At 42.6% G+C, this 12770-nt stretch carries 13 protein-coding genes and 1 pseudogene; 9 read left to right on the forward strand and 5 right to left on the reverse strand.

Going from position 1 to position 12770, the window contains the following annotated elements; all coding sequences use genetic code 11:
• Positions 1-140: 140 nt before the first annotated feature.
• Positions 141-1493 (forward strand): hypothetical protein, encoded by a 1353-nt coding sequence (locus FKN16_RS18505; protein ID WP_104971743.1) that lies wholly within the window; start codon positions 141-143, stop codon positions 1491-1493.
• A gap of 28 nt (positions 1494-1521) precedes the next feature.
• On the opposite strand, the gene FKN16_RS18510 is transcribed toward FKN16_RS18505, so the two are convergent.
• Positions 1522-2019 carry a DUF4442 domain-containing protein gene (locus FKN16_RS18510; RefSeq protein ID WP_170903334.1) on the reverse strand — a complete coding sequence of 166 codons (498 nt, stop codon included), beginning with the start codon at positions 2017-2019 and terminating at the stop codon, positions 1522-1524.
• A gap of 374 nt (positions 2020-2393) precedes the next feature.
• On the opposite strand from FKN16_RS18510, the gene FKN16_RS18515 reads away from it, so the two are divergent.
• Together FKN16_RS18515 and FKN16_RS18520 are read left to right on the forward strand one after the other, a co-directional pair.
• The gene (locus FKN16_RS18515) at positions 2394-3452 is read left to right on the forward strand and encodes a 3-deoxy-7-phosphoheptulonate synthase (protein WP_170903335.1); all 1059 of its coding nucleotides are present in this window, start codon (positions 2394-2396) and stop codon (positions 3450-3452) included.
• Positions 3453-3473: 21 nt separating this feature from the next.
• On the forward strand, positions 3474-3956 hold the full coding sequence (locus FKN16_RS18520) for a YajQ family cyclic di-GMP-binding protein (protein WP_048626417.1): 483 nt from the start codon (positions 3474-3476) through the stop codon (positions 3954-3956).
• A gap of 104 nt (positions 3957-4060) precedes the next feature.
• On the opposite strand, the gene FKN16_RS18525 is transcribed toward FKN16_RS18520, so the two are convergent.
• Entirely contained in the window at positions 4061-4981 is a 921-nt protein-coding gene (locus FKN16_RS18525) for a bifunctional precorrin-2 dehydrogenase/sirohydrochlorin ferrochelatase (RefSeq protein WP_006743261.1), read from the reverse strand.
• 460 nt (positions 4982-5441) lie between these two features.
• On the opposite strand from FKN16_RS18525, the gene FKN16_RS18530 reads away from it, so the two are divergent.
• Entirely contained in the window at positions 5442-6470 is a 1029-nt protein-coding gene (locus FKN16_RS18530) for an amino acid ABC transporter substrate-binding protein (RefSeq protein WP_005396567.1), read from the forward strand.
• 6 nt (positions 6471-6476) lie between these two features.
• Here the strand turns inward: FKN16_RS18530 and FKN16_RS18535 are convergent, their stop codons facing one another.
• Positions 6477-6617, reverse strand: a complete 141-nt coding sequence (locus tag FKN16_RS18535) for a hypothetical protein (protein ID WP_005396568.1) — start codon at positions 6615-6617, stop codon at positions 6477-6479.
• A gap of 71 nt (positions 6618-6688) precedes the next feature.
• Between FKN16_RS18535 and FKN16_RS18540 the strand changes: the two genes are divergently transcribed.
• The 4 genes from FKN16_RS18540 to FKN16_RS18555 all read left to right on the forward strand — a co-directional run bounded on the left by FKN16_RS18540 (position 6689) and on the right by FKN16_RS18555 (position 10679).
• Complete coding sequence (locus tag FKN16_RS18540; protein ID WP_006743259.1) at positions 6689-7894, forward strand: amino acid ABC transporter permease; 1206 nt, start codon at positions 6689-6691, stop codon at positions 7892-7894.
• Position 7895: 1 nt separating this feature from the next.
• The gene (locus tag FKN16_RS18545; protein WP_170903336.1) at positions 7896-8993 is read left to right on the forward strand and encodes an amino acid ABC transporter permease; all 1098 of its coding nucleotides are present in this window, start codon (positions 7896-7898) and stop codon (positions 8991-8993) included.
• 23 nt (positions 8994-9016) lie between these two features.
• Positions 9017-9766: an amino acid ABC transporter ATP-binding protein gene (locus tag FKN16_RS18550; RefSeq protein WP_005377400.1), complete on the forward strand. Its 750-nt coding sequence runs from the start codon at positions 9017-9019 to the stop codon at positions 9764-9766.
• A gap of 250 nt (positions 9767-10016) precedes the next feature.
• Positions 10017-10679, forward strand: coding sequence for a Bax inhibitor-1/YccA family protein (locus FKN16_RS18555; RefSeq protein ID WP_005396571.1), 663 nt, complete (start codon positions 10017-10019; stop codon positions 10677-10679).
• Between the two features lie 67 nt (positions 10680-10746).
• Here the strand turns inward: FKN16_RS18555 and FKN16_RS18560 are convergent.
• Positions 10747-11129, reverse strand: a pseudogene (locus FKN16_RS18560) (chromosome partitioning protein ParB).
• Positions 11130-12097: 968 nt separating this feature from the next.
• Between FKN16_RS18560 and FKN16_RS18565 the strand changes: the two are divergent.
• Positions 12098-12427, forward strand: coding sequence for a TusE/DsrC/DsvC family sulfur relay protein (locus FKN16_RS18565; protein WP_005377396.1), 330 nt, complete (start codon positions 12098-12100; stop codon positions 12425-12427).
• A gap of 3 nt (positions 12428-12430) precedes the next feature.
• Here the strand turns inward: FKN16_RS18565 and yccX are convergent, their stop codons facing one another.
• Positions 12431-12703: an acylphosphatase gene (yccX, locus tag FKN16_RS18570; protein ID WP_005396574.1), complete on the reverse strand. Its 273-nt coding sequence runs from the start codon at positions 12701-12703 to the stop codon at positions 12431-12433.
• Between the last annotated feature and the right edge of the window lie 67 nt (positions 12704-12770).

A 12770-nucleotide genomic window follows, 5' to 3' on the forward strand; every position in this document is an offset into this window, starting at 1 on the left:
AATCAGAGAGAAAAGCATAGTGCTCTGTTATGCTGTTGTCGTTCAGCTATATGCCCCAGTCACTCTTTTAGCACTTTTATGCTTACCTGCTCAACAGTACGCATAAGTTAAGAATGCTTTAACAAAGTCAGGAGCTTTCTTTGGTCACCGTCGATAAACAAGACTCAATAACATTAAAAATCAGTCATGCACTCGCAAAGAGCAAAAGTGTCGACCTAGATATTTACTTTTTTATACCTGGTGAGCTTGGTTTAAACGCCGATATCATCAGTGAATCCGAATTTTATTACACTTCAATCACACAGCAACGCTCTTATTACAGTACTGAAATCCTTCTACCGCTAGTACACAGTCGACTTGCCAAACGTGGACGCCTGTCGAATCAACAATACCGAGTAAGTTTGAGTTTGTTCGCGTACCAATACGTTATCGCGCTAGACAAAGCGGTGGCAAGTTTAAACAAACATCAGAACAACTCCGTAACGGAAGATGAAGTAGACGAAGTTATCGAGCTCACGCTTGAGATCTTAAAGCGCTTGCGACGTTCTATTCCTTATGAAGAGAACTTAAAACGGTACTACGTTAACATCGATAACTACCTGTCTTGGTATACCGAGCAGAAGTTTTTATCTCTAGTGGCTCATCTCCCGCGTGAAGGCGATTATGGCACGATTAAGAAACGCTTGATCACGCTCTGTGAAAAAGAGCAAGCCCATCGAAAACTCAACAAGTACAACTCTCCAAGAGTCGTTGAAGACGTTACTCGCCTATCTAACAAAATGCGCTTGCTAAGACGCTTGATTGAACACCCTATCGTGCTTCGTGAAGAAACCGTATCAATGGGTAACAACATCAAGCGTGCTATCAAAGGTATTGCTACTGGCTTGGTGATGGTTGTCGTGACCTCAACCGTGATTCTCGCTCGCGATTACCTTGGGGAAATTTCCGCGTCCTTCATTATCGCGATGTCATTTATTTATGCTCTACGAGAAATCTTTAAAGATGATTTGCGCGATGCGATGTGGCGATGGATCCGTAAAGGCAAGCCAAAGTGGCGTAAGAAGTATGTTGATCCAACAACGAAAAAAGTGGTAGGCAGAAAATTAGAGTGGCTCGATTATCGTACGTTAAGTAGCTTGCCAGATAAGATTCAAAGAATACGTAAGAAGCGCGTCGTGCAGCGCGAAGAGCAGATACTTCATTATCACGAGAAAACCGAAATGGCGACCTCTCTATTCTTGAGTGGTTATGAGCAAACAAGAGAAACACTGAACATCAGTTTGCGCCCTATCATCCGCTTGATGGATAAAAGCTCAAACCGAGTTTACCGTTTAAATGAAGGGCAAGTGACCAAAGAGTCGGTAGAGAAACGTCATTTGCTCAATGTGATTGTCAAAGAGGACAACCACACCGATGAGCCTGTTTATTACCGTTGGAAAGTGGTCTTAAACCGCTCCAAAATAGTCTCGATTGAGCAGATTGAACTCAATTAAAGCGATATTTTTTAAAAACAGCAAATCACTAAGCAGCCTCTTTTCTTTGTTGGGCTGCTTTTTTTATCGAAAGAGTCAACGAGAATTCTGCCATAGGTTCGTCACCATGTAAGCTAGGGCACAACGCGACGATTTTTACATCGCGATTCACTCGTTCACCCGTTGCCAACGTATGATCGAGCATCTCATCAATGACATGACCATCGTTACACACAAAGTGTACATCCGCTTCCGGACGTTTTAAAAACTCGGCTTTGACGCCTTTAAATGCTAAAGAGATCGCTTCTCCTTTTTCTTGCGCCTTGCTCATAGCAAGAAAACCACCAGCTACATCCGCCCCAACAGCTAAAGCGCCGAAATACATGCTATTCAAATGGTTCTTTGTTCTTCTTCGCAAAGGAATTCGAACCTCAACGTGCTTGCTATCTATCGCAATGATCTTAGGATGACAAAGCCAAATCAGAGGCACTTTAGAAAAGCCAAATAGATTTAGGTACAAATTTGCACGACGTACAGCTGATAACATTTTGGTCTCCTTACCAATCTAGTCAGACCAGTTAATCAACGAAAGAAATAGATGTCAAAGAAATGTTAACAAAAGCTCGATCTCACGAGTTATTTAGCCACTAATTTAGTGACATTGTCACACAGATAAACATGAGGTTTGCCGCAGTTATCTTGATTGCCTAATGGTGAGATAGATGAAATGGTTATAAATTCAAATGTATATATATTGATTTAATGATCAAGTTTTGTCATTTATACATAAGTCATTTAAATGAATACCTACACCTTTGTATACAATTCGGTATTTCCTGGCGAAGATTCCCGTGAAACGGTTTATTCCTGCCTGTAATTCCGTTATCTTTACCCCTTCGCAATAGAGAATAAAGCTATAACATGCCTATAAAAACAGATGAATTGAGAACCCAACCTTTGGGTCCAATGCCTACCCCAGCAGAGCTAGGTAGTGTACATCCTATTACGGATGACGTTGCAGACCGTATCGCTCAATCTCGTCGTCAGATTGAAAACATTTTATCGGGTGAAGACGATCGCCTTCTTGCGATTGTAGGTCCGTGTTCTGTTCACGACACTGAAGCTGCCATTGATTACGCCACTCGCCTGAGTGAAATCCAAGACAAGTACAAAGACGAACTGTTTATCGTGATGCGTACTTACTTTGAAAAGCCTCGTACAGTAGTTGGTTGGAAAGGTTTAATTACCGACCCTAACCTAGATGGCTCTTACGCGCTTGAAGCTGGTCTCCATAAAGCACGTAAACTACTACTGGATATCAACAAGCTTGGTCTTGCGACTGCTACTGAGTTTCTTGATATGATTACTGGTCAATACATAGCGGATTTGATCACGTGGGGCGCGATCGGTGCTCGTACAACAGAATCGCAAATTCACCGTGAAATGGCATCGGCGCTGTCTTGCCCAGTTGGTTTCAAAAATGGCACAAATGGCAACGTAAAAATTGCAATTGATGCAATTCGCGCATCGAAAGCCTCGCATTACTTCTACTCTCCAGATAAGAATGGCCGCATGACGGTTTATCGTACAAGTGGTAACCCATATGGTCATATTATTTTACGCGGCGGAGAGAAAGGCCCTAACTTTGATGAAGCGTCATTAAAACAAGCGTGTGATGCTCTAGCCGAGTTTGGCTTGCCACAACGTTTGGTTGTGGATTTCAGCCACGCAAACTGTCAGAAGCAGCACAGAAAACAAATCGACGTTGCTCAAGACATTTGTAACCAAATTAAGTCAGGCAGTACTCGTATTGCGGGTATCATGGCTGAAAGCTTTATTCTTGAAGGCAATCAACCAATGACTGACATCAACAACCTAACGTATGGTCAATCTATTACAGACCCATGCTTAGGCTGGGAAGATACTGCTACAATGCTAGATATGCTGGCAAACGCCGTTAAATCCCGAAAGTCCCTATAACAAAATAATCAAGGAATCTTCATGCCATCGTTTGATATTGTTTCTGAAATCGATACGGTTGAACTACGTAACGCCGTTGATAATGCTAACCGTGAATTGTCTACTCGTTTCGATTTCCGCAACGTTAATGCGAGCTTTGAGCTAGTAGAAGAAAACGTAAAAATGTCTGCGGAAGGTGACTTCCAACTTAAGCAAATGCGCGATATTTTACGTAGCCACTTGGCAAAGCGTAATATTGATGCAAACGCAATGGATGCACAGGACCCAGATGTAACTGGTAAGAATTGGCACCAAACTCTGCTTTTCCGCCAAGGTATCGATACACCAACAGCCAAAAAAGTAGTGAAACTTATCAAAGACGCAAAGTTAAAAGTACAAGCCTCTATTCAAGGCGACAAGGTACGTGTTACTGGTAAGAAACGTGATGACCTGCAAGCGACAATGGCAGCGATTCGTGAAGCAGAGATGGGCATACCATTCCAGTTTAACAACTTCCGTGATTAACTCAGTCTGAGAAGTAATTTAGTTTAAAAACGCCAGCGCATAGTCCGCTGGCGTTTTTGTTGGCCTTTTAATCGAGCAAGCCAAGTACCCACTTTTTAACGTGGTTATATCACCAAGTCCTGCCCTTGCAGCAATAAGAACTCGCTCGTCCCTTTAGGGATAAACACGCAAACTCGAAGCTTTTCAGATTTAGCCTTGGTCAACATATCAGAGAGTTCAGCTGCGCTGGAGAAAGCTTCTCGCTCTGCATCTCTTCGTATTAGCTCTAACACGTTCGCTTCGCATCGAGTTGAGTAAAGTGCTAGCTCGGCTTGTTGCATGTAGCGCACGGCCTTAATTGGCAACATCTCAACGTCTTTCCCTACCTGTATCCAAGTACAACTTCCCTTTTCATCCAAAGGTGTTGCCATGGTCGCTTGGTAAATCGTTTCTAACTCTCTATTATCTCGCGCGTTTTCAACCTCAGGATTCGAGAAGAATTGCTCCCAAAACTTACGACGTAAATCGACGCTAGGTAGTGCTTCTTTAATCGAATTACGCTTTGAGTTAGCAAAGTCCGCCATCAACCCCATGTTTTGTGGCAGTATCGATTCAAGCTTTTCACGGATGTTTCGAATTAAAACTGGTGAGGCGCCGCCACTAGAAATAGCAATTTGTATGCGGCCACGATTGATCATAGAGGGCGTAATGAAGTCACAATAAGGCTTATCATCAACAACGTTCACTAGGATGCCTAATTCTTTCGCATCTTTATACACTTGGTGATTTAGCTCAGGATTATCTGTCGTGGCCCACACTTGAACAAAGCTTTTAGTGACAATGTCACTTGAATAGAAACGTTGCACCCAGCGCACTTGATGCTCTGCAGCAAGCTTAGACAGAAAATCGACCAACGTTGGAGAAACGATAGTGACATCCGCCCCTGCTTTTAGCAAAGCTTCCACCTTTCTGCTTGCCACTTCACCGCCGCCCACGACAAGAACGGGTTTATTGATTAAATCTAAGAACAGAGGAAAATATCGCATTTCAATCCATGATTACTCTAATTAGCTGTTGCAGACCATGCTACCAAAAATGGGGCAAGCTCATCACCCTGTTTCGGTATCACAAATAATTTTTGTTCGAATTTTTACTGAACTTCACCAAGCTCACCTAATGACAGTTTTAATAACAACTTTTTATTCTCTTGTATTGTTCACTCTTCTATTGATTGTTCTGATGCACCAAATTGTCCATGATTTGCACTATTTACAAACAATTAACATTTCGTCATTCTAAATCTCAAGGCGCTTTGTAAGTTCTCTCAAAACTTCATTTAAATTATATATTTGAGAATTAACAGATCCTTTCCTACGCTTATAACTGGTTGATCTATCGAATACCGTTTCTTCGAAAATCAATCACGTAGGACGATAACTCTAACGAATTGGACACGTTATTTCAGGTCACTCCTGACTAAACATGGATCATACAGGAAGGATACAAATGGCAAATAAACTCACAGTTCTTGCTTCCGTCGTAGCGGCTTCTACTGCGATGATGGCAACATCAGCTCAAGCAGCAGACACTACTCTGGACAAAGTCACAAAACAAGGTTTTCTTACTTGTGGCGTAAGTACCGGTCTACCTGGTTTCTCTAACCCTAACTCAAAAGGTGAATGGGAAGGTATCGACGTAGAATATTGCCAAGCACTGGCTGCAGCCGTTCTTGGGGATAAAACGAAAGTTAAATATGTACCCCTAACCGCGAAAGAACGTTTCACTGCGCTTCAATCAGGTGAGATTGATGTGCTTTCTCGTAACACCACCTGGACACTGCATCGTGATACTGCACTTGGCCTCAACTTCGTAGGGGTAAACTACTACGATGGTCAAGGCTTCATGGTGAAGAAAGATCTTGGCATCTCAAGCGCAAAAGAGCTTGATGGTGCATCAGTTTGCGTACAGTCCGGTACAACAACTGAGCTGAACCTTGCTGACTACTTCCGTAACAGCGGTATGTCATACAAGCCGGTCGTATTTGATACGGCAGCCCAAACGTCAAAAGGTTTCGATGCAGGACGTTGTGATGTGTTAACGACTGACCAATCTGGTCTTTATGCATTGCGTCTAAACCTGAAAGATCCCTCTTCTGCAGCCGTTCTTCCGGAAATCATTTCCAAAGAACCACTAGGTCCCGTCGTTCGTCAAGGTGATGACCAATGGTTCAACATTGCGAAGTGGACATTATCAGCAATGATTAACGCCGAAGAGTATGGTATTAGTTCGAAAAATGCGGATGAAATGCTGAAATCGAAAGATCCAAACATCAAACGTATTCTTGGTGTTGACGGTCCGAAAGGCAAAGGTTTGGGTATTCGTGATGATTGGGGCTACCAAGTTATCAAGCAAGTCGGTAACTATGGTGAAAGCTTCGAACGCACAGTCGGTACTGGTTCGCCGTTAGAAATTTCTCGTGGCGTTAATGCGCTATGGAATGCAGGCGGCTTTATGTACGCGCCACCAATCCGATAGAACAAGTTAATCAGGGCGGTTCATGCCGCCCTTTTTCTTGATTTTATCCATCTGTATGAGTAAGGACCGCTCATTGAATGGCAAGAAGTATTCGCTTAGATAGGCTATTTCAACTCGAATATCGCCGTTTAGCTCTGGTGAAAACATGCTTCGACCAGCAAGGACGTGACTATTTATACAGGCAGATATCTATAACTAAGGTTTGAGGTTATCGCTGTATGAAACCGACAAAAGATGCATCGCCAAGTACGATGTCCAAACCGAGCGGAAGCAAGAGCTTGATTTATAATCCCGCCTTTCGTTCTGCTATTTTCCAGATCATTGCCATAGCTGCACTGGTATTTTTCTTTTACACGATTATAAATAACGCACTGAACAACTTAGATGCTCGTGGGATCGCTACGGGTTTCGGTTTTTTAAATCAAGAAGCCGGGTTTGGTATCGGGCTGACGCTAATTGAATACGATGAAACGTACTCTTACGGCAGAACGTTTATTATTGGCCTTCTTAATACAGCGCTGGTCTCCGTATTAGGTATTATTCTGGCTACCGTGATTGGTTTTACCATGGGGGTCGCTCGCCTTTCTTCTAACTGGTTAGTGAGTCGCTTGGCTGCTGTTTATATCGAAACGTTCCGAAATATCCCACTTCTTCTACAAATATTTTTCTGGTATTTCGCTGTTCTTCAAGCATTACCCTCACCGCGTCAAAGCTTGAGCCTTGGCGAAGCCATCTTCTTGAATGTTCGTGGTTTATATTTTCCAGCACCAGAAATGGAGCCAGGCAGTGGCTTTGTTATTGCTGCATTAATCTTCGGGGTGATCGCCAGCTTGTTGATTAATGTATGGGCGAATAACAAGCAACGCCTAACTGGGCAACAAACGCCAATGGGAAGAATAGCTTTAGGCTTAGTCGTTGGCCTTCCGCTGATTGTCTACTTCCTTGCTGGTATGCCAATTTCACTAAATTATCCTGAACTGAAAGGGTTTAACTTCCAAGGTGGTATTAGCATTATTCCTGAACTTGCCGCACTACTTTTGGCATTGAGCGTTTATACCGCCTCCTTCATTGCCGAAATTGTACGTTCTGGTATTAATGCGGTTAGCCATGGTCAAACGGAAGCGGCGATGTCGCTGGGCTTACCACGCGCGAAAACTTTAAAGCTTGTTGTCATTCCGCAGGCGTTACGAATTATTATTCCACCTTTAACCAGTCAATATCTCAACCTCACCAAAAACTCATCGTTAGCGATGGCGATTGGTTATCCAGATCTTGTCTCTGTCTTTGCTGGTACTACCCTGAACCAAACTGGGCAAGCGATTGAGATCATTGCGATGACGATGGGCGTGTACTTAACCTTAAGTTTGATTACGTCTGCATTAATGAACTTGTATAACCGTAAAGTCGCACTGGTGGAGAGATAATATGAGTACTCATCAATTTCAACCGGATCTCCCACCACCAGCCAATACCGTCGGCTTTGTTGGTTGGATGCGGAAAAACCTATTTAATGGACCTGTCAATTCCATTGTTACCGTAATTCTTGCTTATCTTGTCTTTAGTGCAATTTGGCATATCGTTGATTGGGCGTTTATCAACGCGGACTGGATTGGTTCGACGCGTGACGATTGCGGCCGAGAAGGTGCTTGCTGGGTATTTATCAGCGTGCGCTGGGAGCAGTTCATGTACGGTTTCTATCCTGAGTCTGAACTGTGGCGCCCTCGCCTTTTCTACGTCACATTGGCTATATTTACTGTGTTGCTAGCGTATGAAAAGACACCGAAACGGATTTGGATTTGGCTTTTCTTCGTAAACATCTACCCATTCATTATCGCTGGGCTGTTATACGGTGGGATATTTGGGCTAGAAGTGGTCGATACACACAAATGGGGTGGATTACTCGTTACGCTCATTATTGCGCTAGTCGGTATTGTCGTTTCATTACCTATTGGTGTGGTACTCGCGCTCGGTAGACGTTCAGAGATGCCCATCATTCGCAGTATTTGTACCGTCTATATTGAAGTTTGGCGTGGTGTGCCACTGATTACCGTTCTGTTCATGGCTTCCGTTATGCTGCCTTTGTTTATGTCCGAAGGGTCCGAGACAGACAAACTTATTCGCGCTCTTATTGGTGTAGTGATGTTTGCCTCGGCTTATATGGCAGAAGTGGTACGGGGTGGCTTACAAGCGATTCCAAAAGGCCAATATGAGGCTGCCGACGCACTTGGGTTAAGTTACTGGAAAAAAACAGGGCTTATTATCTTGCCGCAAGCGCTGAAGATTACGATCCCTTCTATCGTGAACACGTTTATCGGATTGTTTAAAGACACCAGTTTGGTTCTTATCATTGGTATGTTTGACGTACTAGGTATAGGACAAGCAGCAAACACCGACCCTGACTGGCTAGGCTTTGCTACTGAAAGTTATGTATTTGTCGCGTTAGTGTTTTGGGTATTTTGTTTTGGCATGTCGCGTTATTCGATATGGCTTGAAAACAAACTTCATACCGGTCACAAACGATAACTCATCAAGCTCAAGGACGTATTATGACGCAACAACAAGACTATATGATCCAATTGAAGGACATGAATAAATGGTATGGTGAGTTTCACGTACTAAAAAATATTAACCTCGATGTTAAGCGTGGGGAAAAAATCGTAATCTGTGGCCCATCAGGGTCAGGAAAATCAACGATGATTCGCTGTATTAACCGCCTCGAAGAGCACCAAGCTGGCAGTATTTATGTTTCCGGTACGGAGTTAACTGAAGATTTAAAAAATATTGAAGCTGTGCGCCGTGAAGTGGGCATGTGCTTTCAGCACTTTAATCTCTTCCCTCATTTAACCGTACTGGAAAACTGCACGCTCGCGCCTATTTGGGTGAAGAAGATGCCTAAAGATGAGGCAGAAGCGGTCGCGATGAAATATCTGGAACGCGTTAAAATTCCGGACCAAGCAGAGAAATATCCTGGCCAGTTGTCTGGTGGTCAGCAACAACGCGTGGCGATTGCTCGCTCTTTGTGTATGAACCCTAAAGTCATGCTTTTTGATGAACCAACATCAGCACTTGATCCGGAGATGGTTCGCGAAGTGTTGGATGTAATGGTCGAGCTCGCCGAGGAAGGCATGACCATGCTCTGTGTGACACATGAAATGGGGTTTGCGAAAGAGGTTGCCGATCGCGTGATATTCATGGACGCAGGAGAGATCATCGAAGAGAACAACCCTGTTGATTTCTTTGAAAACCCTCAATCAGATCGAACTCAAAATTTCCTAGCGCAAATCTTACATCACTAAGATCTTTTGCAACTGGAATAATAAAAGCACTGATTTCAATGAAGTCAGTGCTTTTTGTTACTAAATTCAAAATTCTGTGTGACAATTGCTATGACTTTGCTCTGCAGTAATATTGTGTTACAAGTTGTCAAATACATAACATCTTATTTCTATTATTATTTTATCTAAGTTACGCATGGTTAGGGCTTGATTTTTTGAACTTTCAATCCCATAAATGTACTTAAAAGAAAGTCTCTTATCGAGGAAGATTATGAACAGTCCAATGTTTACCCGCACTTCAACACAAGAAAGTGCTCTACAAACAAACAAAGTGTTGCGTAATACTTACGCACTACTTTCAATGACGCTTTTATGGTCGGCAGTCGTTGCTGGCGTAGCAATGGCATTTAACCTGCCACATCCAGGAATCATCCTAATGTTGGTTGGTTTCTACGGCCTGTTATTCTTAACAGAGAAAAACCGTAACAACAGCCTTGGCCTTGTGTTTACGTTCTTATTCACTGGTTTCTTAGGCTACACTATTGGTCCAATCTTAAACATGTACATCGGTGCTGGGATGGGCGATATCGTATTAACCGCTCTAGGTGGTACGGCGCTATCTTTCATGGCGGCATCAGCTTATGCACTAACAACAAAACGTGACCTATCTATGATGGGCGGCTTGATGCTATCGCTGTTTGTTGTGCTTGTTGTGGGTATGATTGCAAGCTTCTTTATTCAATCAACCATTTTACACTTGGCGTTGAGCAGCTTGTTTATCATTTTCTCTACGATGGCGATCCTGATGACAACACAAAGCATTATTCGTGGCGGTGAAACAAACTACATCTCTGCGACAGTAACTTTGTATGTATCAATCTACAACATCTTCATCAGCCTACTAAGCATTCTAGGTATTATGAACGACGATTAATCGTTCGCTCTAAGGTGAATACTAAAAGCCCGAAGGTAACTCCTTCGGGCTTTTTCTTTGTCAGTGGTTAAGTGCATGACACCTGTTCGACTGCTAACTCGATAACTTCATCAGCCTCAGGGTTTTCTCTAAAACGTCTCACTTTAATCGTATCTTCACCCAACATGATCTGCTTAGCAATTCGGTGCATACCATCAAAAACGCGGTAATCATTGGTTAAAATTACGGGATACGACAAATCGGCATTGTTGATGCGTTGGCAATGCTTCGCGATCTCACGACAGGTTGGCTGTGGTCCATCATCACTAAACCAGGTCACTTCATTAGGGCCTTTGATATCATCAATAGCAATTTCTTCTACAGGTAGGGATTCTGCGAGCTTCCAAATACGCTCAATAGACCAAATGGATTTTACGTTGTCATTATTTCAATGTAACGTTGTTTCGACATGACTAACTCCTTGTCATCATTATTGTTTACAACCAGAATGTAGGTTGCTTATCAACCAAGAGAATATCGGTCTATAAGAGCAAACACAACGTCGTAAGCTATTCACTCGCATATAAAATTGCACTTGTTAGACATCTAATTCAAACAAATTCTTCGATAAAGCCGTATTGCTCTGCCATTTATATCCAGTTAGTAAGCCCAACTGGCAATTTTGTATTTAGTTGTTTTATTTAAGGAAAACTGATCTTAAGCTCGTAGTCGCTCATCAACTGATAACAAAATGCAAAATACTCCAAACGCAACCCACCAGTAACTGAACATCTTGAGCGCAGGTAACCAGACGAGTGATTCCTCAGCGACACTAAATAGCCTATATGCTGATATTGCTGGCGTCAGTAGCATGGCTCCCCAACTCACAAAAAGGAGTGGTCCGCAAAAGTAACGCAGCCAAGCATATTTCTTTTTTAAAGGTTTATGTTGTACAGCTCCCATCAAACAGAGAAAAGAGAATATCGTAAAGCAGGCTTGCAACAACGCCCATCCAATTGAAACTAAAAAATCCGACCATTCCATATCCAGTTTAATAGCTCCCAGTCATTATTAAACCCTCAAAAACATAACGATTCTTTAAAATTTATTCTCTTGATTTTAACCTTGTTTACGCTCGTTGTGATTGACCTATCTAAAACGGCCAATTTAACTGACAAACCAATCATAAATTGAGACGTTTGTGTATATCTATGCAAAATCCCGAGTACTCACCCCGAAAAATTTCTAACAAACTGAATAGTTTCCTATTTATTTGATTAAAAGAGCATTTATATCAAAGCACCTGGCTCAGTCAAAAAGCACTCACCATTTTGTACGCTTTTGCTTCGCTCGGCACTACTTCGAGATTCTTTTGTTGAGAACATCCTCACCTGTCGCTAATCTATAAACATCCATGTTCACTTAGCGGATAAAACGTTATGTTCGTTTACAACGGCAAAGAAATTGAAACTGATGCTCAAGGCTACTTACTGGATCATACTCAATGGGAAGAAGGTATGATTGAGCTTTTAGCAAAAGAAGAAGACATCGAGCTTACGGATGCTCATTTGGAAGTTGTGCACTTTGTGCGAGATTTTTATGAAGAGTTTAATACTTCCCCTGCTGTGCGTATGCTTGTCAAAGCAATGGAAAAAGCGCACGGCCCAGAAAAAGGTAACAGTAAGTATCTATTCAAGCTGTTTAAAAAGGGGCCAGCCAAACAAGCGACTAAATTAGCCGGCCTACCAAAGCCAGCTAAATGCTTGTAGAATTTACAAAATCTTAAAACCGCGCAACGGCTTATATGACGCAGACTCCTGTATCACACTCTCTACTGTTGCCGTTCGCGGGCCTTCTTTCAACCACTCGGAAAACGCAGCTATTTGTGCGTCTGTTCCACACGCCATCACTTCAACATCACCATCGTTTAGGTTCTTCGCGTAACCCGTCAAACCCAGTTTCAATCCTTGATGGGAAGTATGGTAACGAAAGCCGACGCCTTGAACGTGACCTTTTACTATAAATCTCTCACACTTTACGTTCATCTTTGTACCGCTTCTTTTTACTGAGTGATATATTCTTTTCGTCTATTCACCCCACTAAGGATAGTGG

The sequence above is a fragment of the Vibrio sp. 11-4(1) genome (assembly GCF_013048625.1).
GTDB lineage: Bacteria > Pseudomonadota > Gammaproteobacteria > Enterobacterales > Vibrionaceae > Vibrio > Vibrio diabolicus.

What these genes read in the sequence shown, in the direction of transcription:
- FKN16_RS18555 (WP_005396571.1), top strand. Translation starts at nt 10,017, where the DNA reads ATGAACAGTCCAATGTTTACCCGCACTTCAACACAAGAAAGTGCTCTA.
- FKN16_RS18520 (WP_048626417.1), top strand. Translation starts at nt 3,474, where the DNA reads ATGCCATCGTTTGATATTGTTTCTGAAATCGATACGGTTGAACTACGT.
- FKN16_RS18515 (WP_170903335.1), top strand. Translation starts at nt 2,394, where the DNA reads ATGCCTATAAAAACAGATGAATTGAGAACCCAACCTTTGGGTCCAATG.
- FKN16_RS18565 (WP_005377396.1), top strand. Translation starts at nt 12,098, where the DNA reads ATGTTCGTTTACAACGGCAAAGAAATTGAAACTGATGCTCAAGGCTAC.
- FKN16_RS18510 (WP_170903334.1), bottom strand. Translation starts at nt 2,019, where the DNA reads ATGTTATCAGCTGTACGTCGTGCAAATTTGTACCTAAATCTATTTGGC.
- yccX (WP_005396574.1), bottom strand. Translation starts at nt 12,703, where the DNA reads ATGAACGTAAAGTGTGAGAGATTTATAGTAAAAGGTCACGTTCAAGGC.
- FKN16_RS18535 (WP_005396568.1), bottom strand. Translation starts at nt 6,617, where the DNA reads ATGTTTTCACCAGAGCTAAACGGCGATATTCGAGTTGAAATAGCCTAT.
- FKN16_RS18525 (WP_006743261.1), bottom strand. Translation starts at nt 4,981, where the DNA reads ATGCGATATTTTCCTCTGTTCTTAGATTTAATCAATAAACCCGTTCTT.
- FKN16_RS18540 (WP_006743259.1), top strand. Translation starts at nt 6,689, where the DNA reads ATGAAACCGACAAAAGATGCATCGCCAAGTACGATGTCCAAACCGAGC.
- FKN16_RS18550 (WP_005377400.1), top strand. Translation starts at nt 9,017, where the DNA reads ATGACGCAACAACAAGACTATATGATCCAATTGAAGGACATGAATAAA.
- FKN16_RS18545 (WP_170903336.1), top strand. Translation starts at nt 7,896, where the DNA reads ATGAGTACTCATCAATTTCAACCGGATCTCCCACCACCAGCCAATACC.
- FKN16_RS18530 (WP_005396567.1), top strand. Translation starts at nt 5,442, where the DNA reads ATGGCAAATAAACTCACAGTTCTTGCTTCCGTCGTAGCGGCTTCTACT.